Genomic DNA, 22,270 nt, shown 5'->3' with positions numbered 1-22,270 from the left:
GGGGTGTCGCGACGATCTTTCATCCCATCGGGGAGGACGGCAGCGACGCGGCTTTTCCCGCCAGCTCGTCCAGCAGCGTCTCGGCCAACCGTTCCTCGGGGACGGCCACCCCGTGCTCCCGCACGGCCGCCGCGAGCTCGGGCTCCCACGGGGTGTCCGGTACGGAACCGGTGGCCGGTCCACCGCGTCGTGATCCGGCCCCGCCCGATGCTGTGCCATCCGAACCAGCGCCGTCAGATCCAGCCCCGCTCGATCCTGCCGGGGCAGCCAGGTAGTCGGCCGCGAACATCCGCCAGGGCCGCACGCCCACCCGCTCCACGAGGTGGCCGGTGATCCGCAGCCCCTCGCCGTCGAAATCGCCGTGATAGCGCGGAATTACCCCGTGCGCGGTGAGTTCCCGCAGCAGCAGGATCGCCGCACTGTTCGGCCACCCCGACACGCACACCATCGGCGGGCAGCGCGAACCGAACCGCAGCAGCGCCAACGTCAGCACCGCCGGGTTCTCCACCACGTACACCTCGGTCACGTCCTCGGCCGGGACGATCCCGCCACCCTGAACTCCGCCACCCTGGGCACCGCCGCGCAACTGCGCCAGGGTCAGCGCGACGGCGCAGCCGTCCTCGGCCGCCACCCGCAGCATTCGTGCCGCGGTCCCTTGCCCGCCGAGCACCGGTCCGGCCACCAGCACCGTGGCGGAGAGTTCGTCCTCGGCCACCCCGGCGCGCTCCCACAACTCCCGGCGCTGCTCGGCGTACTCCGGCACCGGGAGGCCGTGCAGCACGGCCAGCGCACGCAGCACCAGTCCCGCCACTCGCGTGTCGGCGTCCAGCGCGTGCGGATCGTGCAGCTCCCCCTCCGCCAGTACCGGCAGCGGAATCCCGGCCTCGGGGAGTCTTGCCAGCACCCGCAGCGCGTCGCCGAGCAGTTCACGGGTGCGGGAGACCGAACCGTCCACCAGCCCGCTGCGCCGGACCTGCGCGACCCACTCGGCCAGCTCCGGACGTGCCGCCACCACTTCGTGCTCGGTCAGCCAGCGCCACAGCTCGGTCACCTCGTCGGTGTGCCGCTTCCGCCGCGCCGCCTGGTCGTCCAGTGGGCCGACCAGCTCGGCGACCACGGCACGGCTGTCCCGGCCGCACACCTCCCGCAGGACCGCGTCCAGTTCGGCCAGCGCGATCCGCTCGTACTCCCCCGGCAGCCGGGTCCTTCCCAGCAGGTCGGCCAGCCGGGAGCGCTGCGTCTCGTCCAACGGCCCCACCCGAACCCCGCGCACGGTGCGGCCGGAGGACAGCCGCTCGTGCACCGCACGCCAGAGCGGCGTCAGCTCGGCGTCGCGCAACGAATCCGGCAGGCTCTCGCGCGGCGAATCGGGGCGGTCCCCTCGCTCGGAATCCGGCGGACTCATTCGCTCCACCCTTCGCCGTCCCACACGAACCGGGTCGTGGTGACCGCGTCGTCGCCGTCGCCGGTGGTCAGCGCGTGGATCGCGATGCCGTCCAGTTCCCGGTAGGTCCCCCACTCGTGGTCCGAGGTCAGCATCAGGTCCAGGTCCAGCGAGTTCAGCAGCTCGAACACCTGCCCCCGGTTGGCGCTGTCCACACCGACGAACACCTCGTCGAGCAGGATCAGCCGGGGTGCTCCGGTCATCGACTCGTAGTGCGCCGCGATGGCGGCGAACAGCGGCAGGTGCAGCGCGATGGCCTTCTCCCCGCCGGAGAGCGCCCCGTGCAGCTTCTTGGTCAGCAGTTCCCAGCCGCGGTCCCGCCCCCGGTCGATCCTGACGTCGAACCTGTGCCACTGGGTGTAGTCGAAGACCTCGCGCAGCTGCTCCTCCCAGGACGTGGCGGTGTTGTTGGCCTTGGCGTCCTCGATGCGTTCCCGGAAGAACCGGTGCAGCGATTCACGGTCCTGTTCGGACAGCCGTACCGGGTCCTTGAGCAGCAGGTCCCGCGCCGCCTGCGTGCCCACGGGAAGGTCCCGCCCCACCTGCCACACCAGCCGGACCGCCACGTCGGAGGCGGTGCGGACTCGTTCCAGGCGGTCGTTCATCGCGTCCACCAGCTCGTTGGCGCTCCTGATCCGCTCCGCCAGGTGTCTGCGCACATCACCGGTCAGCGTCTTGTCGAACAGCTCGTGCTCGCGTTCGGTGATGTCGGTGCGCTGCCGATCGTGTTCCTCGCGCAGCGACTCCAGCAGCCGCGTCGCGCCCAGCCGGACGCCGTTCATCGTCGCCACGAACACGTGGACGTCCTCGTCCAGCTCCAGCGCCACGGCGGCGTGCTCGGCCAGTGCCTCCCGGTAGCCGTGCAGGGTCTCGTTGAGCCGGTCCAGCGAGTCGTTGATGTTCTTCGTCGTGTGCGGGGTGTTGGGCCACTTCTCGGTGACCGATCGGGCCGACTCCAGGTTCGTCCGGATCGCGTTCGAGCTCGCGTCCAGCTCGATTCCGGCGTCGCCCGGGATGCTCGTCCCGGTGATCCGCCGGAACCGTTCGAGCTTGTCGTCGCGCAGCCCCACCGCGCGCTCGTGGTCCTGCTCGGTGGAAACCCGCGAGCTCTCCAGTGATCCGATCCGGCCCGCGAGCTCCTGCAGCTGTTCGTTCAACGACTCCGAGTCACTCCGAGCCTGCCGCAACTTTCCCCGGACGTCCTCCAGCGCACGCAGGATCTCGCTCTGTTCGGTGCCGAGCGCGCGTTCCCTGGCACGCAGTTTCGTGGCCAGCGCCGCCGCACGCTGCTCGGCACGCTCGGCCTCGGCCTCGCGCTGTCGCGCGACGATGAGCGAGCGTTCGGCCTGTTCCGCCCTGTCCCGCGCGGTGTGTTCGGCCGTGGTGGCGTCGCGCATCGCGTCGATCCAGGTTTCCCCGGCCCGTTCGAACCCCTCCAGCGCGTTCTCGAACTCCCGGAGCGCGGTTCGCTCCCTCGGCAACCCGTACTCGTCGGCCTTGGCCGCCAGCGAGTTCCGGGTCCGTTCGACCGCTTCGGCGGACTCGGTGACCTGACGCTCGCCGCGACCCACGGCGTCCTGCCGTACGGCCACCGTCGCGGTGGCCGTGTCGAGCTCACCGCGTGCGGTGTCGATCTCCTCGGCGGACGGCAGCGAGTCCCGTTCGGCGCGCAGTCGTTCGCGGCGCCGTTCCAGCTCGGTCAGGGTTTCGTCGATTTCGGACAGTGACTCGTCCAGCACGGTCACCAGCTCCGAAAGCTCCGCGATCCGCCGTTCGCGGGCTCGCTCCCGTGCCGTCGTGCCGATGTGGGCCACCGCCGGTTTCGCCCAGCTCCCGGTTGCCGGGCCGAGTCGCCAGTGCCCGTCCGCCCCGATCGCCACCGGGTGCTCGCCGGGCAGTCGCTCGTCGAAGGCGATCGCGGCGAGTATTCGCTTCAGCCGCCGCGCGGGCACCGCGTGCTCGGGTTCCGGGCGCAGCACCTCGGCGAGTGTTCGCCCGCCCGCCGCTTCGGCGGACTCGGTTGTCAGGAACGTGTCGTGGCCGTCCGGGGTGAGCTCGCCCTCCGGGGTGACCCAGGCGTCCAGCAGGCCGCTCGCCTGCAGCGCCGCCTCGACGCCCGCCCGGGTCGCCTCGTCGGTGCGCTCGGCGAAGTCCACCAGTTTCCACAGCGGCGCACCGGGCAGTGTCGAACGGTCCGCGTCGCGGGTGGCCGGTGCGGTCGGCGGCAGGTCGGTCTCGTGCCGGAGCCGTTCGATCTCCGCCGCGTGCGCGGCGCGGCGTTCAGCCAGGTCGTCGCGGCGCGCACGCGTCTCGGTTCGTTCGGTGGTGAGCGTTTCGGCGGCCGGTTCGCCCGCGTCCCACACCAGTCGTTGCACCGCCGAGTGGTCCGCCGCCGCTTCCGCGAGTTCCTCGACGTCGTCGATCCGCAGCTCGACGTGGCCACCGGCCCAGTCCCGCAGCCGCTGGGCCTGTCGCAGTACCGCGGCCTCGTGGTTCCGCTCGGCCGCGTCGCGGCGTTCGGTGGCCTCGGCCAGCTCGGTTCGTGCCTGTTCGGTCCGCTGTTCGGCCTGCTCGTGGTCCCGGAGCGCCGTCTCGTGAGTGTGCAGCGCGGTGTGCAGCTCGTCGAGCGCCTTGCGTTTGCCGCCGACCGCCGCGCGCAGCAGTGCCCGCGCTTGTTTCGAGTCGTGCTCGGATCCGGCCATCTCCCGGTGAGTGGCAGACATGCCGAGTCGCCGCGCCGACTGCCCGGCCGCCTCGGCTGCTTCCCGCCGTTCGCCCTCCGCCCGGCGGGCGTTCTCGGCCGCCTCGACCGAACTCCGCTCGTTCTCCTCGGACCGCGACCGGGCGTCGGTGGCCTTGTCGCGCAGTTCGGTCGCGTCGTTGTGCGCGCTCTCGCTGTCGGTCGCGAGTTCGCTCAGCTCGCTGTTGCGGTTGTTGAGCCCGTCGAACTCCTCCCGCAGGTTCGTGATCGTGCCGTCGGTCTCGCTCTTGCGTTGCCTTAACCGCTCGCGTTCGGTGAGCGAGTCGTCGTACTCCCGCTGGGTTTCGCGGGCGATGCCGCTCGTCCTGTCCACCTCGGAATTGGCCGAGGTCAGTTCGGTGGCGGCGTTGTAGAGCACGCGCCGTGCGTACTGCCGCTGTCGTTCGGCGAGTTTCTCGGCCGCCTCGACCTCCGTTTCGAGCCTGCCGACCCGTTCTCGTTGCCGGTCCAGCCGTTCGAAGCCGTCCGCGAGCTCGCTGATCTCGGCGTCGTCGAGCGGTGGCAGCGCGTTGGACAGCAGTTTGGACAGGAAGTTCGGGTCGAGCCGCTCGGACAGCTTCGGGGTGCGAAGCTGCAGCAACGCGCTGATCAGCGACTCGTAGCGCTGTTGCCCGATGCCGCCGAAGAGCCTGCCGCGCAGCTCGGTGCGGTAGTCAGCCGGACTCTGGTGCACCTGCCCGGACTCCCCGAGTACTTCGCCCAGGGCGGCCTGGGACAGCGGCTGGCCGGAGTCGTTGAGCAGCGGCAGGGTTTCCACCGCCTCGTTCGCTGTTTCCGTCGCGTCGTACATGGGGGAGTCGGGGGCGTGTATCCGGCGCGTGGTGGTGAAGTAGGCGGTGGTCACGTTGCTGGTGCGGCTGCTGGCCTGCAGTCGGGCGCCGCAGCAGAACCACTCCGTGCCCGCCTCGGTCTCGCGGGTGAACTCCAGCCAGACGTAGCCGACCCGCGTGGTTCCGCCGGCTCCCTCGCCCATCAGGTTCCAGTGCATGCCCCGGTCGGAGCCGAACGTGGACAGCCGCCGCGGGGTGAGCCGCGCGTCGAACAGGAACGGCAGCAGCAGTTCGAGGGCCTTGGACTTGCCCGTTCCGTTGGGCCCGCGTAGCAGCAACCTGCCGCGGTGGAACCGGAAGGTCTCCCCGTAGTAGCGCCAGATGTTGACGATGCCAGCCCGGTTCGGCTGCCAGCGGTTCCGCGAGGTGTCGGCGCTGTTCCGCGTCGGCAGCTCGGTGACACTCAATCGTGGGTTCCTTCCGAGGGGGACGAGACTTTCACGCCGTCGAGGCGGTAGCGGGCGGCGGCCGGGCGGGGAACGACCCGATCCTCGTACCGAACGACCAGGTCGAAGTCGGCCAGTATCCGCAGCGCGTCGTCGACCAGGCGGGAGGTGCCGTCCTCGGAACGGTAGGACTTCGCCCAGCGGGGCTCGCGCGCCAGCATCTCCGCCGTGGCCTCGTGCAGCCGCTGCGTCGTCACGCCCTCCGGGTGCGCGTTGAGCTCGTCCAGCAACCGCAGCGCGGCGATCTTGGCGTTGCCCGAGTCGTCCGGGAAGGTGCTGTCGGTGGCGATCTGCTCCCGGTCCACCAGCAGCACGCCCTCCGCCCGTTCCTCCAGGACGAACCCCGCCTCCTCGGCGGCCTTGCGGATCAGCTGGCGACCGGCCTGCGAACCGGCGTAGCCGCGCTGCTGCTCGGTCAGGTCCTCCCAGTACACCACCGGATCGTCGAACAGCCTGCGCAGCACGGAGTGCCGTGCCCAGAGGTTCCGCTGGTTCCGCGAGGAGTGCTCGGCGGTGGTCCCGTAACGCGGATCGGTCGAGATCTTCCCGATCAGTTCGTCGGGGTCCGTGTAGTCGGTTTCCGCGTCGGCGATCCGGGAAGGACCGGTCACCGTGCTGAGCAGCCGCATCAGCAAGGTCGAATCCACCCGGTAGAGCACCTGGGCCAGTTCCGTCTCGACGAAGTTCTCGGTGCTGCCGTCCACCGTGACCAGCACCGTGTACGACTCCAACAGCCGGAGCACATCCACGTAGGCCATTCGTTCGGAGCGGACCGAGGTGTCGAAGGTGGGCACCACGGGATCGTTCCCGGTGCTGTGGCGGACCCGCTCGGCGAGCATCCCGATGGTCGTCGTGGGAGTCGCCAACAGTTCGGCCGCCACCACGCACAGCAGCGCGTAGCGGCGGCGGTCGAACGGTGCCCTGCCCGAACGGAGTCTGCGGGCCGGTCTGCTCGCGTCCACGTCGCCGCGGCTCTTGTGCAGCCGGGCGTATCCGGCGCGGGGCATGACGGTCAACGTCCAGCCGCAGTAGTAGTCGAACCAGGAGCGAAGTGCCTCGTGGCGACGCCTGGCCGTGTCGAAGTCCTTCGGGGCGTCCTGTTTGGTCAGCAGTGGATTCGCCAGCAGCACCCTGATACAGCGCGCCAGTTCCTCGCGCTCGGTGACCACGAGCTGGTTGTTGAGATTGCTCAACTCGCCTCCCGGGCGGGCTCTTCGAGATCACGACCCACGATGCGGATGTCGACCGCGAAGTCGGGGCCGGTGAACATGCCGTGCGGGGTGCGCAGCGTTGTTTCGCCCCGGTTGTCGGGATCGCGCAGTTCGATCTCGGCACGGCCGTCCGGGGTGCTCGCCCGGCGCGCCCCGGACTCGTCCCGCCCGGCGGCCAGTGCTCTGCCCAGCAGTTCGAGAAGTCGTTGGAACACCGTGTGGTCCAGCTCGGCGAAGTCGGACAGCCGTGCCCGCCCGTCGGTGGCCAACCGTTGCCAGGCGGCTTCGAGCTGGGCGCGCTCGGCACGCGCCCGTTCGGCGCGTTGCCGTTTGAGTTCGGCGACGTCGCGGACCCTGCCGGTGCGGGCGAAGCTCTCCTTGCGGCCCCCGGTGCGCAGCGTCGCCGAAACCCCCACCGCCGGTGCCTCGGCCCAGGGGGTGGAGGGGGCGATGACCTCAGGGTCCTCGTGGATCAGCTGGGCGTGCCGCGCCGACCCCAGGCCGAACGCGGCGGCGAACATCCGGTGCAGGTCCGCCTCGTCCGGGGCGCGGGTGAACCAGCGGGCCAGTTCCCGGAAGTCGGAGGCCACGCTGGAGGAACGTTTCCGCGAGTCGTCGATGCGTTCCAGTACCTGCAGCAGGGTGACGATCGCCTGTCGCGCCACGGACAGCAGCTGCTCGGCACGCGGCGCTGAATCGTCCTCCGGGTGGAACCAGATCCGCAGTCCTTGCCAGCGGGTGGCGCGATGCCCCAGCCACTCGGTGCGCCGCTCGTCGCCGGCTCCGGGTGGTAGTTCCGCGCCCCGCAGCGCACGCCGGTGCAGCTCCGCCACACCCTGCTCCTCCACTTCGGTGATGCCGGAGGCGATGGCGTGGCAGCGCTGTTCGAGCTGGTCGCAGAACTCCTGCAGGTAGGCGACCGTGGCCGATTTGACCTCGTGGAACGTCGTCAGGTCCACGCCCTCGGCGCGCAGCAGCCGCTGCAGTTCACCGTTGAACTGCTTGGTGTTGTTGCGCAGGGCCTCCAGATGCCCCTCCAGCTCCTGCAGACTGCTGAAGATCCGACGGTCCGCGGCAGCCGTGTCGCGCAGCAGCTCGTTCAGCTCGCCGAGCCGGTCGGCTATGGCGTCGAGCACCGCGGTCTGCAACGCGCCGCTGGAGGCGAGCGTGGTCATCGCGTGCTGCACTCCGGCGAAGGCGGCCTCACCGAGCTTGGTCAACGAGTACTGCAGGTTGCGGCGTTCGTACTCGGCGGCGGTGCGGTAGTTCTCCGCGTGGTTCTGGACGTTGTCCAACAGTCCCCAGTCGCCCAGCTGCTTCAGCGCGGCGTGCAGGTCCTCGTCGGAGAGCGCGTCGAACCAGCCCACCGAGCGCAGCCTGTCGCGCACCTCGTCGATGCCCAGCGCTGTTTCCAGCCGTTCGTTGGCCTCGCCGAAGGCGTGCAGGATCGCGGAGTAGAGCTCGGAGCGGTCACCGGTGGTGAACCTGAACATCTCGCTCGGGACGCGCAGTGGCTGCACGGCACCTCCCTTCCCGGGCCGCTGGAACCGCCTCGGGGGAGCGGTCACCCGGCGCCACCATAGGAGACGTTACCGACACTTCCGGTGCCCGTGGTCGATTTCCCGCGAGATGTGCGGAACGCCGGGCGAACCCGGGAGGTCGTTTCCGGCGACGGGCATCCGACCCTCGACCGGGATCGCCGTGGGGCTACGGCCTCGGGCGGAGGTTCTCCCAGGCCCAGGATCCGAGTGTGGTCGGCGTGGTGGTGACCGGATCACGTCGCTGCTCGGGAGTGAAGTTCTCGCGCATCCCCGCCGACATGCCGACGATGCCCTCGATCCGTCGCTCGGAGAGTTCCGCCGCCGACAGCGAGGCGCGGAGCCGGTCGTCGGAGATCCGTTCGGGAACCACGTCGTGTCCCAGTGCCTCTCCCAGTATCCCGGCCACGCGCGAGAAGGTCAGGTCCTCGGGACCGTGCACGGCCTGCACCCGCTGTCCGGACCATGCGTCCGACAGCAACCTGGCGGCCGCGACCTCGCCGATGTCCCGTGGATCGACCCACGCCATCGGGAAGTCGAGCGGCCACGGTGTTCGCAGCACTCCGGCCCGGATCTCATCAGCCTGCGTGAGCAGGTTGGTGAAGAAGTAACCACACCGCAGCCGCGACACACTCGCACCGGTTTCGTTCAACGACCGTTCCGCCCGTGCGAGCCCGTCGATCTCGCCGACTCCGGAGCCCTTCTCGGCACCGATGCTGCTGACGAACACCGTTCTGCCGATGCCGTTCTCGGTGACGGCTCGGGCGGCGTTGGCCCCCATACGCGCATGGCCCGCGATCGGGTCGTCGTCCGAGTCCGGCGGGTTGATCCAGAGCAGGCGTTCGGCTCCCCGCGTGGCCCGAACCACCGCTTCGGGATCCCCCTGGTCACAACGGTGGACCTCGACCAGCTCGCGGGTCGCCCGGTCGAGGTTGCCGGGTTCGCGCAGCAGCACCCTCGGTCGAACCCCCGCCTGGACGAGTACGCGCACCACGCGGGAGCCGATCTTTCCCGTTGGAGTGGTTACGACAGTGGTCATGGGGCACCTCCGGGACTGCTGGACCGCGATTCCGCGGCGGAGTATGCCCGGTGGGACCGACAACGACGGCTTTCGCGGGGCGGGGCGATCCGCGCGTGGGACCGACGTCCGCCGATTTCTCGCGAAATGTACGCGGTGAGGGGCGAGACCGCTCACGAAACGGGGCCGGACTCCCGAATGGGAATCCGGCCCCGTCCACCGAACGACAGCCCCTGGCCGGGAAGTCGGGCCCGAGCGGGGAACGTCACCCCGTGAGGGCAGTACGGCCTCGGTCAGCCGCTGGACTCGGCGCTCGCCGCGACACCGTCCGAGTCCTGGGCCCCGTCACCGCCGGAACCGTCACCGTCGGTGCCGCGCTTGACCGACTGCAGCAGCAGCTGCGCCACGTCGACGACCTCGACGTTCTCCGAGGCGACCTGCTCGTTCTGCCGCGTGGTCATCCCGTCGGTGAGCATGACCTTGCAGAACGGGCAGCCGGTGGCGACCTTCGACGACGCGGTGCCCAGTGCCTCGTCCACCCGGTCGAGGTTGATCCGCTTGCCGGTGCGCTCCTCCATCCACATCCGGGCGCCGCCCGCGCCGCAGCACATCGCGCGGTCGGCGTGGCGGGGCATCTCGCGGAACGAGGCGCCCGAGGCGTTGACCAGGTCACGCGGGGGTTCGTAGACCTTGTTGTGCCTGCCGATGTAGCACGGGTCGTGGTAGGTGACGTCCTCGGTGACCGGGGCCACCGGGACCAGCCGCTTCTCCCGCACCAGCCGGTTGAGCAGCTGCGTGTGGTGCACCACCTCGTAGTTGCCGCCCAGCTGGCCGTACTCGTTGGCCAGGCTGTTGAAGCAGTGCGCGCAGGTGGCGACGATCTTGCGCTTGCCGGGCTCGCGGTTCTCGAACACCGAGTTCAGCGTTTCCACGTTCTGCTCGGCCAGCGTCTGGAACAGGAACTCGTTGCCCGCGCGTCGCGCCGGGTCACCGGTGCAGCCCTCGTCCGGGCCGAGCACGGTGTACTTCACGCCCGCGATGTGCAGCAGTTCGGCGACCGCCTGCGTGGTCTTCTTCGCGCGGTCCTCGAACGCGCCCGCGCAACCGACCCAGAACAGGTACTCGACGTCCTCGTCGAGTTCACCGTCGAAGACCGGGACCTCGAAGTCGAGGTCCTTGGCCCAGGCCAGCCGGTCCTTGTTGTTCTGGCCCCACGGGTTGCCCTTGTTCTCCAGGTTCTTGAACATCCCGCCCAGCTCGGTGGGGAAGTTCGACTCGATCATCACCTGGTAGCGCCGCATGTCGACGATGTGGTCGACGTGCTCGATGTCCACCGGGCACTGCTCGACGCAGGCACCGCAGCTGGTGCAGGCCCACAGCACCTCGGGGTCGATGATCCCGGCTTCCTCGGGGCCGCCCACCAGCGGTTTCTCCGACTCGGCCAGCGCGAGGGCGTCGATCTTGCCCATACGCTCGTCCGCGTCGTCACCGGTGATGCCTGCCTCCTCACCGGTCATCGGGTCCTTCTTGCCGCCCTCCAGCAGGTAGGGCGCCTTGGCGTAGGCGTGGTCGCGCAGGCTGGTGATCAGCATCTTCGGCGACAGCGGCTTGGCCGTGTTCCAGGCCGGGCACTGCGACTGGCAACGCCCGCACTCGGTGCAGGTGGTGAAGTCCAGCCAGCCCTTCCAGGAGAAGTCCTCCACCTGGCCTGCCCCGAAGGTGTCGCTGTCCGGTTCGGCCTCCTCGAAGTCGATCGGGGCGCCGTTGCTCATCATCGGCTTCAGCGCGCCCAGCGCGGTGCGCTCGGGATCGCGCTTGAAGTAGATGTTGAAGAACGCGGTGAACCGGTGCCAGGCCACGCCCATGGTGATGTTCGAGGCGATGACGATGACCCAGATCATCGCCGAGAGGATCTTGAACGCGGCGAACAGCGAGACCGCGAACGCGCTGGCGGGCAGTATGCTGCCCAGCGCGAAGCTCACCGGTGCCGACCACACCGGGGCGTGGAACAGGTCGGAAGAGACCTTGAACGAGCGCAGCCCCATGATGCCCACGCCTTCCAGCACCACCACGGCTTCGACGAAGTAGGCCTGCCAGAAGTTGGAGCCCGCGAACCGGGAGACCCTGCCCGCGCGGCGCGGGTGGTTGAGCTGACGTATGGCGCTGAGCCAGATGCCGCCGAGGATGGTGGTCACGCCCAGGATCTCGACGATCAGGTTCCAGGGGCCGAACGATCCCAGCCATGGGATCTCGAACGGGGCGTGGAAGACTTCGCCGTAGGCGACCAGCACGCTCAGGCTGAGTCCGCCGAAGCCCAGCATGACGAACCAGTGGGCCACTCCTACGTGGCTCCACTTGAGCATCCTGGTGTGCCCGAGGACTTCCTTGAGCATGTTGGAGAATCGGGTACCGAACGGCCCCTTGCGGTTCGGATCCGGTTGTCCGAGCCGGATGGATCGCACCATCCGTCGAACGGTCCTGACCACCATGACCACCGCGACCGCGGTCACGGCAAGACAGATCAGGCCCAGGACGAGCTGCAGGGCTACCATGCTCGTGGCCTCCTGTTCGCGGGTTTGGACGCTGAGCTTAGCCTCTATTACTCGTCGGTAACCATAGGGGCGTCGCTCGTGGTGGGAACAGTCGGTGATTGTGCGAGACGGCGACACGAAAGACTAGCCGGGCGTGGGGTCGTCCGCCTGCCGTCAACGCGGAATCCGGGGAAGCGTAACAGAACGCTACGCTGTGCTGTTCGCGCTGCGCAGCGCGGGTTTGCTTGATTCTTCGCCGCTCGTCGGGGCCGTGCCGACCGAGGCCGCGGTGGCGGCGCGACGGCGCTGTCGAGCCCGAATGGGTCGAGGTCATGGCGGGTGCGATTTTCGCCACTCTCGTGGCCCGAGTCCGGCTTTGATCGATCCAGTCGGAACCATCGCGGTGCGGTCCGGTGTCGCCGTTGGGGTCCGGTGTCGCCGTTGGGGTCCGGTGTCGCCGTTGGGGTGAAACGGTCCCGTCATGACCGGTACTTCGGTATCATTTTCGGATACCGCGCAGGGGTGTGATCACCGCGCCGCGTGGTGAGACCTCGGGAACGGCCAGTCGGGAGGCGTGATGTCCGGACCAGCAGCGAGTGGCCCGGATGCGAGCGGCCCGAACGAGCGGGGAGTGCGCGCCTCGGACGCCGAGCGGGAGGCGGTCGCCGAGCGACTGCGCCTCGCGATGAACGAGGGCAGACTCGACATGGCCGAGTTCGACGAGCGGGTCGGGCAGGCCTACGCGGCGGTGGCCCGCGCCGAGCTGGAACCGCTGACGCGGGATCTTCCGACCCCTTCCGAGCCCGCCCGGCGGACGCGCTCAGTAGCTCCGGAAACCGAGGAGGACGAGGGCCAGCGACCGGCCGGACGGAAACGCGGGCAGCCCCGGAGCCGGGGCGCCGAGTGGCGGGACTGGGCGGGGACCTCCTTCGTGCTCGTCGGTATCTGGCTGATCACCTCGATCGCGTCCGGTGGCCCCAACTTCTTCTGGCCGATCTTTCCGATGGGCATCTGGGCCGTGATCCTGTTGTCCTCGATGATCTTCGGCTCCGGTGAGGAAAAGCGCGGCGGTCGGTAGCCCTGAACGGACACATCGACACTCCGGATCGGCGGCGGTATATTAAAGAAGTAGTACAGTCGTTCAAATTTCGGGCGGTTCGCGGTAGCCGCGACGATCCGTACGGGAGTTCGGAGGTCAGTTGGCCTACATCGTGTTGGTGGCGGCGATCCTGTCGGAAGTGATCGGCACCATATCGCTGCGGTTCGTCGACGGGCTGAGCAGGCCTCTTCCCCTGGTGCTGGTGGTGCTCGGGTACGGCTCCGCGTTCGTGGCGCTGGCGAACGTGCTCAAGATGGGCATCCCCGTCGGGGTCGCCTACGCCATCTGGTCGGCCGCGGGAGTGGCACTCGTGGTGCTGATCGGCGCGTTGTTCCTGAACGAGACCATGACCCTGACCCAGATCGCGGGGATCCTGCTGATCATCGGTGGTGTGGTCGCGCTGGAGGCGGGAGGCGCGCATTGACCCACGACGGCAATCCGACCGAGCACTCCGACGGGCGTCGCGCCAAGGGGGAACGCAGACGCAGGGCGATCATCGACGCCACCCTGCGGGTGATCGAACGGGACGGCATCGCGGGGGTCAGCCACCGCAACATCGCTCGGGAGGCGGCCGTGCCACCGGCTTCGGTCGTCTACTACTTCGAGAGCATCGACGGGGTGCTGATCGCGGCCCTGCTGGAGAGCTGCGAGACGATGATCGCCGAACTGCGCGAGCTCACCGAACACGTGGTCGACGACCCCGAGGGGTGGGTCACCGCCACCGCCGAGATGCTGTCCCGCATGGTCCGGGAGCAGCGCGGCCGGACACTGGCCGAGTACGAGCTCTACCTGCTCGCCGCGCGCAGGCCCGCGCTGCGCCCGGCCGCCCGCCGCTGGATCGAGGTGGCCACCGGATACGTGCACGACACGGGGACGAGCGACACCGGCGCGGTACGCGCGCTGCCCGCCGTCATCGACGGGCTGCTGATGCAGGCCCTGATCGCCGAGGAACCACCCGGCCCCGAGGAGTTCCGCCCGGCGCTGGCCCACCTGATCCCCGAGCGCTGACGTCCGGAGAAGCGGTTACTCGCCTTGCCCGCTCCGCTGCGAGCGCAGCGCGTGAAGGATCGGTTTGAGTTCCGGATCCAGCTCCGCGTGAGCCATCGCCTCGGCCAGCGCGTTCTCGTAGACGGGGACGGCCTCGCCGAGGGTCTTGAGGCCGTGTTCGGTGATACCGGTGTAGACACCTCGGCGGTCGAGTTCGCACAACCGACGCTCGGTCAGTCCGGAACGTTCCAACCGGGCGACGAGGCGACTGACGGAGCTCTGGTTCAGGTAGACCGCCTCGGTCAGTTCCTGCATTCGCATCTCGCCGTCGTCGCTCGCGGCGCACGCCGCGAGCGCGAGGAACTCGGACAGGCCGAGAGCGCAGTGCCGGTGCAGTGCCTTTTCGATCAGCCCGTCGACCTGTGCGTGCAGTGCGACCAGGCGGGTCCACTGCTTTCCCTCGACGGAGAGCCCTCGTAGCGGGGTCGTGGCGGGGCTGAAGCCCTCCTGCTGCGCTTCGGTCATGACCTACTCCTTTCGCTGCCGGGAGCCGGGAGGTGCTGTTCACCTCCCGGCTCCCGGCGGCACTTGTCATGTTCCGGACAAGCACCCATCACCGTTAATAGTACATGATATGTACATACAACCAGTTATCCAACAACGGTGAACAATTACCCGGATTCGTTTCGCCGCCCGCCTCGCCGAGGGTTGCGGCGTGTCGCGTGAACGGGCATGTCTTTCGGAGCCGTGGTTTGCTCATACGGGATCATTTCCACCGTCGTTCCGGGGCTTGGTCCCCCATGTGTAGCTCGCGCCAAGCGGTGAAGGGAGTCAGGGCGTTGTCGACGGACCAGTGTCGGGTCGACAACCCCTGCCACTTCTCCGGCGGTTTCGCGAACAGGTCGTAGGAATCGAGGTAGTTGAAGCCGTTCCGGGCCGCTTCGTGGCGATCGACGGCGGAGACCACGTGGGTGATGTTGGAGTACAGGGCGCTGGTGTAGCACAGGGCGCAGGGTTCGCCGGAGGCGATGAGCACGCATCCGGCCGGCCGGAAGCGGTTCCGGGAGCCGCACGCGTCGCGTAGTGCCACGACCTCGGCGTGGGCCAAGGGGTCGCGATCGGCCATGACCCGGTTGACTCCGGAGCCGACGATGCCGTGTTCGGGGTCGACGACCAGCGCCGCGAACGGCACTCCGCCGTCGTGCACGTTGGCCAGGGACAGCTCGACGGCTTGGTGGACGTAGTCGGTGAGCTGGTCGGCATCCAGCGTTGTGGTGGGCATGGTGCCCTCCTCGTCGGTGTGGTGCGCTGGAGGTCACGCGGGGGCGGGTTCGGAGGTTTCGGCGAGCTTGGAGCTGGAAGCCAGCTTGAGCCCGACGACGCCCGCGATGATCACGGCGAGCCACAGGATCCGCGTCGGTGTCAGTGCTTGGTCGAACAGGAAGGCACTGACCACCGTTGCCCCGGAGGAGCCGATACCCGCCCAGATCGCGTAACCGATACCGACGTCGATGCTTTTGAGCGCCAGCGTGAGTGTGAAGACGGTCAGCAGGAAGAACACGCCCGCGGAGATCGACCAGTTCAACTTGGTGAATCCCTGGCTGCCGCCGGTGCTCACGGCGTAGCCGATCTCGAAGAGCCCGGCGATCAGCAGGACGATCCAGGGTCGGGCACTACCGGATGACGTGGCGGCCGGGGTGGTTTCGGAATGCGTTGTTGTCGCGGTCATTTTCTCACGTCCCATTACTCGTTCGTGGCTTGTCGGTCGGTTCTGAAATCTCGTCAGGCGGATCCGCTGAGTTCCAGGCCCACCACACCGACGATGACGGTGGCGATGCCCAGGAGTTTGCGCCAGTCCAGGCGTTCCTTGAACAACACGGTGCCGAGCAGCACGATCCCGACCGAGCCCAGACCGGTCCAGATGGCGTAGCCGACCCCGACGTCGATGCTGATCAGCGCCATGCTCAGGAAGAAGGTTCCTCCCGCGCCGATGACGAGAGTGAGAATGGAATATCCCAGGCGGGTGAATCCCTGTGAGGCGTTGGCACACAACGCGAAGGCGATTTCGAAGACCGTGGCGATCGCGAGATAAACCCATGCCATGACGATTCCTCTTTTCGTTACGTGAGACGGATGGCCGTTGTTGTCGGCGTTCTGGTCCGCGTGGGGACGTGGGGTCAGGAAGTGGCACTGAGCGTGCTGGACAGGGCCGTGCGCAACCGCTCCTTGTCGGGTACGCCGTTGATCCGGTGTTCGCCGGTGATCACGGTCGGGACAGCGGTGATTCCCACTTCGTCGCGGGCGTGCTCCAGCGCCCTCCGGTGGGTTTCGGCGTAGCGCCGGTCGGCCAGAGCCCGACCGAATTCCGCGCTGTCCAACCCGAGTTCCGCGGCGAGCTCGGTCAGGACGTCGATACGTCCGATATCGAGATCCCGTTGGAAGAAGGCACGCAGCACCCGGTCGTTGTAGTCCTGCCCGAGCCCGTGTTCGCGGGCGTACTGGTATCCCTCGAACGCGGTGTGACTGTAGGGCTGTGGCGAGACCGAGGGCAGTGTGATCTCCACACCCTCGCGTCGGGCCATCGGGTAGACCGCACGCTGCCAGATCGCGGGCAGGTAGTCGTCTTCCGGCCGGAGCGTCTCGGCAGGGTAGGGGCGAAGCTCGAACGGGTGCCATTCGACGTCGACGCCGTACTCGGCGGCGACAGTGGTGATGTCCTCATTGGCCAGTAGGCAGAACGGGCATACGTAGTCGAAGTAGACATCCATCGTGGCCATCGTCGGCTCCTCGTTTCCTGGCGGACCATGAACTTGCATTTAAATTGTATGCACATCAATGTATCTGTCAACAAAAATCTGCCTCGGTGGGAACCCTGCTGAACATCGGGGTCGGGGCCGCACTGGTGCGCCCCCGTCCGGAACGTTCGGCAAGCGGTTGTCCGCCGCGTCGGAGATTTCTGAGCTCGACGACCCTGACGAGCGTGTTTGACCAGGTCGTTCGGGCCGAACGATCCGAGTGCTCCTGGTGCCGCGAGTCGAACGCATCGCGGGAGAAGAACGCGCGACCATCTACTCACGTCCCTGTCCCCGAAGCGGAGTCGGATGGGATTCAGCACCGCGAACCCCATCCGACTCGACGAGTCAGGTCAGAGCCTGCAGGCCTCCAGCCGTGTCACCAGGATCTCGGTGGCCCCCACCTCGGCGAGCTTGTCCATCACGTCCTGCACGTCCGCCCTGGGCACCATCGCCCGTACCGCTACCCAGCCGGGTTCGGTGAGGCTGGAGATGGTGGGCGACTCCTTGCCCGGCGTGATCGCCGTCGCCGTCTCCAGTGCCGAATCCGGACAGTTGTAGTCCATCACCACGTAGGAACGGGCGTCGAGCACTCCTCGCAGCCGTTGCCCCAGCACCTCGACGGCGTGCTCGCGCTCCTCACCCAGGGAGGCGCCCGCGCCGCGAACCAGCACCGCCTGCGAGCGCAGGATCGGTTCGCCGAGGGTTGTCAGCCCCGCCGCGCGCAGCGAGGAGCCCGTCTCGACCACGTCGGCGATCGCGTCGGCCAGCCCGAGTTCCACGGCGGTCTCTACGGCCCCGTCCAGTTCGACCGGCTCGATGCGGATGCCGTGCCGCGCCGCCGCCTGCTCGGCGAGTTTCGGGAACGAGGTTGCCACCCGTTTGCCGTCCAACTCGGGAACCGAGGTGATCGGACCGTCGTTGGCGACCGCGAAGTAGAACCGGGAGCTGCCGAATCCGAGCCGCAGCAGTTCGGTGGTGCTCTCCGCCGTGCCCGCGCCCGCCAGCAGGTCCTGCCCGGTGATACCGACGTCGAGCACCCCGGCGCCCACGTTGCGCGCGATGTCGCTGGCCCGCCAGAAGATGAATCGCACGTTGTTGCCCCTGTCCTCGGCGAACAGGGCGCGATGCTCGCGATGAAGCCGGTAGCCCGCCTCCTCGAGTAGCTGGGTGGTCGGACCGTGCAGCGATCCCTTGTTCGGGACGGCGACGCGCAACATCAGGCATCCTCAATACGGCGTATGGCCTCCGGGAACGATTCTAATGGTTGCCTCCCCGACGGGGTTCCGGCGCATCCCGCCCCACGGGCTCCGCTGTCCGTCAGGGCTGTCCGTCGAGGCTGTCCGTCGGGTTCCGGAACCGCTCCGGACTCCGACGGGTGGGTGCCCCGGATTCGCACTTTCGGAGTCTCCGGGACCGTTCCGGGTAAATCACCGATACCCTGCCGCCGCGGTCGGCGGTAATTTGACCTCGTCGGGTGACCGGGCAAGCCCCTGAGATCCAAGCCCCGAGATCGGAGTGATGACGATGCGCACGGGACTCGCGGTGGGTGGCGCCGTACTGGTTCTGCTGGGTGGAGCCGTGCTCTCCTGGGGAGGGCCCTCGGACACCCGGACCGGCTCGCCCTCCGGTGTGTCGGCCGTGGAGCTGCGTTCGGGCCCGGGCGCGGTGGAGATCAACTACGAGGCCGGTGCCGAACCGAGGGTCCGCGAGGAACGCGACGGCTGGTGGGGCGGCTGGGGGCGGAACTCCGAGACGAATTACCGGGTCGACGACGGCAGGCTCGTGCTCGAGACCGATTGCGGCTGGGGCTGTGACGTCGAGTACGAGGTGACGCTGCCCCGACGCGTTCCGGTGACCGGCGGACTCGGTTCCGGTTCGCTGGAGGTCACCGGGATGTCCTCGACCGACGTGCGGGTGGGCTCGGGGGCGCTGGAGCTGCGCGGCATCGACGGGGAGGTGCGTGCCGAGACCGGTTCCGGTGGTATCGAACTCACCGACATCGGCGGCCCCGTCAACGTCTCGACCGGCAGTGGACAAATAGAGGGGGAGGGCATCGACTCCGCCGACGTCACGACGCGGACCAGTTCGGGCGGGATCTCGCTGGAGTTGTCCGATCCGCGTTCGGTGCGTGCCGACACCGGTTCCGGCGGCATCGAACTCACCGTTCCCGCGAACAGCTACAGCGTCCGTGCCGACACCGGCAGTGGCTCCACCGACATCGAGGTCGCCCGGGACGCCGACGCCGAACGCTCGCTGCGGCTTTCCACCGGCAGCGGCTCCATCGAGGTCGAGAACTCCTGAGCGAGCCGACCCGTCGTAACCCCACCCGCTCCCTGCCGGAGGGGCTGTTTCTTCCTGGGGACGCCCGTTCTTCCCGGGGCACCCGTTCTTCCCGGGGGCACCCGCGTGTTCTCGGGGACCGTCCGCGTGTTCCCGGGGAGTGATTGCCCGCTCGGGTAGCTGGGCATCCCCCGGACGCGGCCGCTCCTGTTTCGTCGATGCCGCGGGCAGGCGGCCCCCGGCCAGCCCCCCGGCCAGGCGAGTGCCCGTCGGTGCCGTTCGCGGAACGGCCTCCCGGCGCGTCGACCCGTCCGGTGTCGGCTCGTCGATTCGTCGGAAACGGGATCGCGCCCGGTGTTCCTGCCGCCCCGGATGCGGGGCCGCCGCGAGAACCGCCCCGGCGACACGAATCACACCCCTCACGGCGGGGTGCTCGGGAACACTCGTGGCTGGTCACGCGTTGTGCGGGCAGGAACCTTGAGCCGCTATGACTCAAAGCCGGTTTGACGGATCGGATGCGGTTCGAGTACTACTTGAGTCAGTAGGGCTCAGGAGTTATAAGTCCTAAGCAGAGAACCAATACGCTGGAGGAGACTTCAATGGGGCGAGCGGTCGGTATCGACCTCGGGACGACAAACTCCGTCGTTTCCGTCCTGGAGGGCGGTGAGTCCACGGTCATCGCCAACTCCGAGGGTGCGCGCACGACGCCTTCGGTCGTCGCGTTCGCGAAGAACGGCGAGGTGCTCACGGGGCAGCCCGCCAAGAACCAGGCGGTGACCAACGTCGACCGCACCATCCGGTCGGTCAAGCGTCACATGGGCACCGACTGGAAGACCACCATCGATGACAAGGAGTACACCCCGCAGGAGATCAGCGCGCGTGTGCTGATGAAGCTCAAGCGGGACGCCGAGTCCTACCTCGGCGAGGACGTCACCGAGGCGGTCATCACCGTTCCGGCGTACTTCGAGGACGCCCAGCGGCAGGCCACCAAGGAAGCGGGCCAGATCGCCGGACTGGACGTGCTCCGCATCGTCAACGAGCCGACCGCGGCCGCGCTGGCCTACGGTCTGGACAAGGGCGAGAAGGAACAGCGCATCCTGGTCTTCGACCTCGGCGGCGGCACCTTCGACGTGTCCCTGCTCGAGATCGGCGAGGGCGTGGTCGAGGTCCGCGCCACCAGTGGTGACAACCACCTCGGCGGTGACGACTGGGACGAGCGCATCGTCGAGTGGCTGGTCGAGAAGTTCAAGAGCGCCAACGGCATCGACCTGACCAAGGACAAGATGGCGCTGCAGCGGATCAAGGAAGCCGCCGAGAAGGCCAAGATCGAGCTGTCCAGCTCCGCGCAGAGCAACATCAACCTGCCCTACATCACCGTCGACGCGGACAAGAACCCGCTGTTCCTCGACGAGACCCTGACCAGGGCCGAGTTCGAGCGGATCACCTCGGACCTGCTGGAGCGCACGCGCAAGCCGTTCGAGTCCGTGCTGCGTGACGCCGGCATCAAGGTCGGCGACATCGACCACGTGGTGCTGGTGGGCGGTTCCACCCGCATGCCCGCCGTCACCAACCTGGTCAAGGAGCTGACCGGCGGTCAGGAGCCGAACAAGGGCGTCAACCCGGACGAGGTCGTCGCGGTCGGCGCCGGGCTGCAGGCCGGTGTGCTGCGTGGCGACGTCAAGGACGTGCTGCTGCTCGACGTCACCCCGCTGTCCCTGGGTATCGAGACCAAGGGCGGCATCATGACCAAGCTGATCGAGCGCAACACCACCATCCCGACGAAGCGCTCGGAGACCTTCACCACCGCCGATGACAACCAGCCCTCGGTGCAGATCCAGGTCTTCCAGGGCGAGCGCGAGATGGCCGCGGAGAACAAGAAGCTCGGCATGTTCGAGCTGACCGGCCTGCCGCCCGCGCCGCGTGGCGTGCCGCAGATCGAGGTCACCTTCGACATCGACGCCAACGGCATCGTGCACGTCAACGCCAAGGACCAGGGCACCGGTAAGGAACAGTCGATGACCATCACCGGCGGCTCCGCGCTGCCGAAGGATGACATCGACCAGATGGTCAAGGACGCCGAGGCCCACGCCGAGGAGGACAAGAAGAAGCGCGAGGAGGCCGAGACCCGCAACCAGGCGGAGTCGATGGTCCACCAGACCGAGAAGGTCCTCTCCGACAACGACGAGAAGCTCCCCGACGAGACCAAGCAGAAGGTCCGCGGCGCCATCGACGAGGTCAACGAGGCGCTGAAGGGCGAGGACTCCGACGCCATCAAGTCGGCGGTGGAGAAGCTGGCCACCGAGTCGCAGTCGCTGGGCCAGGCCCTCTACAGCGAGGGCGACGCGAGCGCCGCCGCCGGTGCCGCCGGTGCCGCCGGTGACGAGACCGGGCAGGCCGCGGGCTCCTCCGAGTCCTCCGGCGCCGAGGATGTAGTGGACGCCGAGGTCGTCGACGACGAGGACGAGAAGAAGAAGTGACTCCGAACAAGCCAGAACAGGACCGGGGGCCGCAGCAGGCCTCCGGCGCACAGGACGAAGGCGAGCAGGAGCCCGTCGTGGTGCGGGACCGGCGCAGGATCGACCCGGAAACGGGCGATCTCCGGTCCTCGGACGACAGCCAGTCGGATGCCGGTGAGGTGACCGACAGCATGTCCGGATCGTTGGACGACGAGCTGGCCAAGGTGGCGGCCGAGGCCGACGCGGTGGAGACCGCGGCGGAGGCCGAGGCTCCCACTTCGGACGCGGAGACCGAGCTGCGTCGGCAGGTGGAGGAACTCACCGCGGACGTCAAGCGTGTGCAGGCCGAGTACGCCAACTACCGCAAGCGCGTCGAGCGCGACCGGGACTCGGTGATCAACAACGCGAAGGCGTCCGTGGCGGAGTCACTGCTCACCGTGCTGGACGATCTCGAGCGAGCCGAGTCGCACGGCGATCTCACCGGCCCGTTCAAGGCCGTCGCGGACAAGCTCAACGCCGCGCTGGCCGACGCCGGACTGGAGGGCTTCGGCCAGGAGGGCGACGAGTTCGACCCGAGCGTGCACGAGGCGGTCCAGCACGAGACCTCCTCCGAGGTCTCCGGGCCCACGGTGACGACGGTGCTGCGCCGTGGTTACCGCTTCGGTGAGCGGGTGCTGCGTCCGGCGATGGTCGGAGTCACCGACTACGAGCCCGACGGGAACGGTTCCGAGCCGGAATCGCAGGGCGAGACATCCGAACAAGGCTGATTCACGAGACTGCTTAGGAACCACCGTGTTCAGTAACCGTTACGGGCTCGCACCCGCGTTCTCGCGAGGAGGTTCACCGCTTCCCGGTGAACCGTCGTGGCGCACGT

The 22,270-nt window shown here is 68.4% G+C and carries 18 protein-coding genes; 6 read left to right on the top strand and 12 right to left on the bottom strand.

Annotated elements, in window-relative coordinates; translation table 11 throughout:
- Positions 1 to 19: 19 nt before the first annotated feature.
- From J2S53_RS15465 to J2S53_RS15440, 6 genes are all read right to left on the bottom strand, one after another.
- Positions 20 to 1,405 (bottom strand): TIGR02679 family protein, encoded by a 1,386-nt coding sequence (locus J2S53_RS15465; RefSeq protein ID WP_456241563.1) that lies wholly within the window; start codon positions 1,403 to 1,405, stop codon positions 20 to 22.
- A complete protein-coding gene (locus J2S53_RS15460; protein ID WP_456241562.1) occupies positions 1,402 to 5,442 on the bottom strand; it encodes a TIGR02680 family protein in 4,041 nt (1,346 codons plus the stop codon). The genes J2S53_RS15465 and J2S53_RS15460 overlap by 4 nt, the downstream gene beginning before the upstream one ends.
- Positions 5,439 to 6,674: a TIGR02678 family protein gene (locus J2S53_RS15455; protein ID WP_456241561.1), complete on the bottom strand. Its 1,236-nt coding sequence runs from the start codon at positions 6,672 to 6,674 to the stop codon at positions 5,439 to 5,441. The genes J2S53_RS15460 and J2S53_RS15455 overlap by 4 nt, the downstream gene beginning before the upstream one ends.
- Complete coding sequence (locus J2S53_RS15450) at positions 6,671 to 8,185, bottom strand: TIGR02677 family protein (RefSeq protein ID WP_456242805.1); 1,515 nt, start codon at positions 8,183 to 8,185, stop codon at positions 6,671 to 6,673. Before J2S53_RS15450 ends, J2S53_RS15455 begins: the two co-directional genes overlap by 4 nt.
- 214 nt (positions 8,186 to 8,399) lie before the next feature.
- A complete protein-coding gene (locus J2S53_RS15445; protein WP_456241560.1) occupies positions 8,400 to 9,269 on the bottom strand; it encodes an NmrA family NAD(P)-binding protein in 870 nt (289 codons plus the stop codon).
- 272 nt (positions 9,270 to 9,541) lie between these two features.
- Positions 9,542 to 11,800 carry a (Fe-S)-binding protein gene (locus J2S53_RS15440; RefSeq protein WP_456241559.1) on the bottom strand — a complete coding sequence of 753 codons (2,259 nt, stop codon included), beginning with the start codon at positions 11,798 to 11,800 and terminating at the stop codon, positions 9,542 to 9,544.
- A gap of 556 nt (positions 11,801 to 12,356) precedes the next feature.
- Here J2S53_RS15440 and J2S53_RS15435 point away from each other — a divergent pair.
- The 3 genes from J2S53_RS15435 (at position 12,357) to J2S53_RS15425 (ending at position 13,886) form a co-directional block, all read left to right on the top strand.
- The gene (locus J2S53_RS15435; protein ID WP_456241558.1) at positions 12,357 to 12,857 is read left to right on the top strand and encodes a DUF1707 domain-containing protein; all 501 of its coding nucleotides are present in this window, start codon (positions 12,357 to 12,359) and stop codon (positions 12,855 to 12,857) included.
- Between the two features lie 121 nt (positions 12,858 to 12,978).
- A complete protein-coding gene (locus tag J2S53_RS15430; protein ID WP_092929643.1) occupies positions 12,979 to 13,302 on the top strand; it encodes a DMT family transporter in 324 nt (107 codons plus the stop codon).
- Positions 13,299 to 13,886 (top strand): TetR/AcrR family transcriptional regulator, encoded by a 588-nt coding sequence (locus tag J2S53_RS15425; protein WP_456241557.1) that lies wholly within the window; start codon positions 13,299 to 13,301, stop codon positions 13,884 to 13,886. The genes J2S53_RS15430 and J2S53_RS15425 overlap by 4 nt, the downstream gene beginning before the upstream one ends.
- A 15-nt stretch (positions 13,887 to 13,901) precedes the next feature.
- On the opposite strand, the gene J2S53_RS15420 is transcribed toward J2S53_RS15425, so the two are convergent.
- From J2S53_RS15420 to hisG, 6 genes are all read right to left on the bottom strand, one after another.
- A complete protein-coding gene (locus J2S53_RS15420) occupies positions 13,902 to 14,390 on the bottom strand; it encodes a MarR family winged helix-turn-helix transcriptional regulator (protein ID WP_092980680.1) in 489 nt (162 codons plus the stop codon).
- A 241-nt stretch (positions 14,391 to 14,631) separates the two neighbouring features.
- Positions 14,632 to 15,147 carry a nucleoside deaminase gene (locus J2S53_RS15415; protein ID WP_092980678.1) on the bottom strand — a complete coding sequence of 172 codons (516 nt, stop codon included), beginning with the start codon at positions 15,145 to 15,147 and terminating at the stop codon, positions 14,632 to 14,634.
- Positions 15,148 to 15,180: 33 nt separating this feature from the next.
- A complete protein-coding gene (locus J2S53_RS15410) occupies positions 15,181 to 15,594 on the bottom strand; it encodes a DMT family transporter (protein ID WP_456241556.1) in 414 nt (137 codons plus the stop codon).
- Positions 15,595 to 15,647: 53 nt separating this feature from the next.
- Positions 15,648 to 15,968 (bottom strand): DMT family transporter, encoded by a 321-nt coding sequence (locus tag J2S53_RS15405; protein WP_092980676.1) that lies wholly within the window; start codon positions 15,966 to 15,968, stop codon positions 15,648 to 15,650.
- A gap of 74 nt (positions 15,969 to 16,042) precedes the next feature.
- Positions 16,043 to 16,642, bottom strand: coding sequence for a DsbA family oxidoreductase (locus tag J2S53_RS15400; RefSeq protein WP_456241555.1), 600 nt, complete (start codon positions 16,640 to 16,642; stop codon positions 16,043 to 16,045).
- A 368-nt stretch (positions 16,643 to 17,010) separates the two neighbouring features.
- Positions 17,011 to 17,877 carry an ATP phosphoribosyltransferase gene (gene hisG, locus J2S53_RS15395; protein WP_092980672.1) on the bottom strand — a complete coding sequence of 289 codons (867 nt, stop codon included), beginning with the start codon at positions 17,875 to 17,877 and terminating at the stop codon, positions 17,011 to 17,013.
- A gap of 301 nt (positions 17,878 to 18,178) precedes the next feature.
- On the opposite strand from hisG, the gene J2S53_RS15390 reads away from it, so the two are divergent.
- From J2S53_RS15390 to grpE, 3 genes are all read left to right on the top strand, one after another.
- Positions 18,179 to 18,961, top strand: a complete 783-nt coding sequence (locus J2S53_RS15390; protein WP_456241554.1) for a DUF4097 family beta strand repeat-containing protein — start codon at positions 18,179 to 18,181, stop codon at positions 18,959 to 18,961.
- A gap of 578 nt (positions 18,962 to 19,539) precedes the next feature.
- Positions 19,540 to 21,417: a molecular chaperone DnaK gene (gene dnaK, locus J2S53_RS15385; RefSeq protein ID WP_456241553.1), complete on the top strand. Its 1,878-nt coding sequence runs from the start codon at positions 19,540 to 19,542 to the stop codon at positions 21,415 to 21,417.
- An 80-nt stretch (positions 21,418 to 21,497) separates the two neighbouring features.
- The gene (gene grpE, locus J2S53_RS15380) at positions 21,498 to 22,163 is read left to right on the top strand and encodes a nucleotide exchange factor GrpE (RefSeq protein WP_456242804.1); all 666 of its coding nucleotides are present in this window, start codon (positions 21,498 to 21,500) and stop codon (positions 22,161 to 22,163) included.
- Positions 22,164 to 22,270 lie beyond the last annotated feature (107 nt).

Source organism: Actinopolyspora lacussalsi, from assembly GCA_030803735.1.
GTDB lineage: Bacteria > Actinomycetota > Actinomycetes > Mycobacteriales > Pseudonocardiaceae > Actinopolyspora > Actinopolyspora lacussalsi.
Note: the sequence above shows the minus strand (reverse complement) of the source record. Positions and strands in the feature narration are given on the sequence as shown.

Excerpts from the sequence above, each read along its gene's own strand:
- J2S53_RS15445 (WP_456241560.1), bottom strand. The coding sequence starts at position 9,269 with ATGACCACTGTCGTAACCACTCCAACGGGAAAGATCGGCTCCCGCGTG.
- hisG (WP_092980672.1), bottom strand. The coding sequence starts at position 17,877 with ATGTTGCGCGTCGCCGTCCCGAACAAGGGATCGCTGCACGGTCCGACC.
- J2S53_RS15390 (WP_456241554.1), top strand. The coding sequence starts at position 18,179 with ATGACGATGCGCACGGGACTCGCGGTGGGTGGCGCCGTACTGGTTCTG.
- J2S53_RS15450 (WP_456242805.1), bottom strand. The coding sequence starts at position 8,185 with ATGTTCAGGTTCACCACCGGTGACCGCTCCGAGCTCTACTCCGCGATC.
- J2S53_RS15465 (WP_456241563.1), bottom strand. The coding sequence starts at position 1,405 with ATGAGTCCGCCGGATTCCGAGCGAGGGGACCGCCCCGATTCGCCGCGC.
- J2S53_RS15410 (WP_456241556.1), bottom strand. The coding sequence starts at position 15,594 with ATGACCGCGACAACAACGCATTCCGAAACCACCCCGGCCGCCACGTCA.
- J2S53_RS15405 (WP_092980676.1), bottom strand. The coding sequence starts at position 15,968 with ATGGCATGGGTTTATCTCGCGATCGCCACGGTCTTCGAAATCGCCTTC.
- J2S53_RS15400 (WP_456241555.1), bottom strand. The coding sequence starts at position 16,642 with ATGGCCACGATGGATGTCTACTTCGACTACGTATGCCCGTTCTGCCTA.
- J2S53_RS15435 (WP_456241558.1), top strand. The coding sequence starts at position 12,357 with ATGTCCGGACCAGCAGCGAGTGGCCCGGATGCGAGCGGCCCGAACGAG.
- J2S53_RS15415 (WP_092980678.1), bottom strand. The coding sequence starts at position 15,147 with ATGCCCACCACAACGCTGGATGCCGACCAGCTCACCGACTACGTCCAC.
- J2S53_RS15420 (WP_092980680.1), bottom strand. The coding sequence starts at position 14,390 with ATGACCGAAGCGCAGCAGGAGGGCTTCAGCCCCGCCACGACCCCGCTA.
- J2S53_RS15440 (WP_456241559.1), bottom strand. The coding sequence starts at position 11,800 with ATGGTAGCCCTGCAGCTCGTCCTGGGCCTGATCTGTCTTGCCGTGACC.
- dnaK (WP_456241553.1), top strand. The coding sequence starts at position 19,540 with ATGGGGCGAGCGGTCGGTATCGACCTCGGGACGACAAACTCCGTCGTT.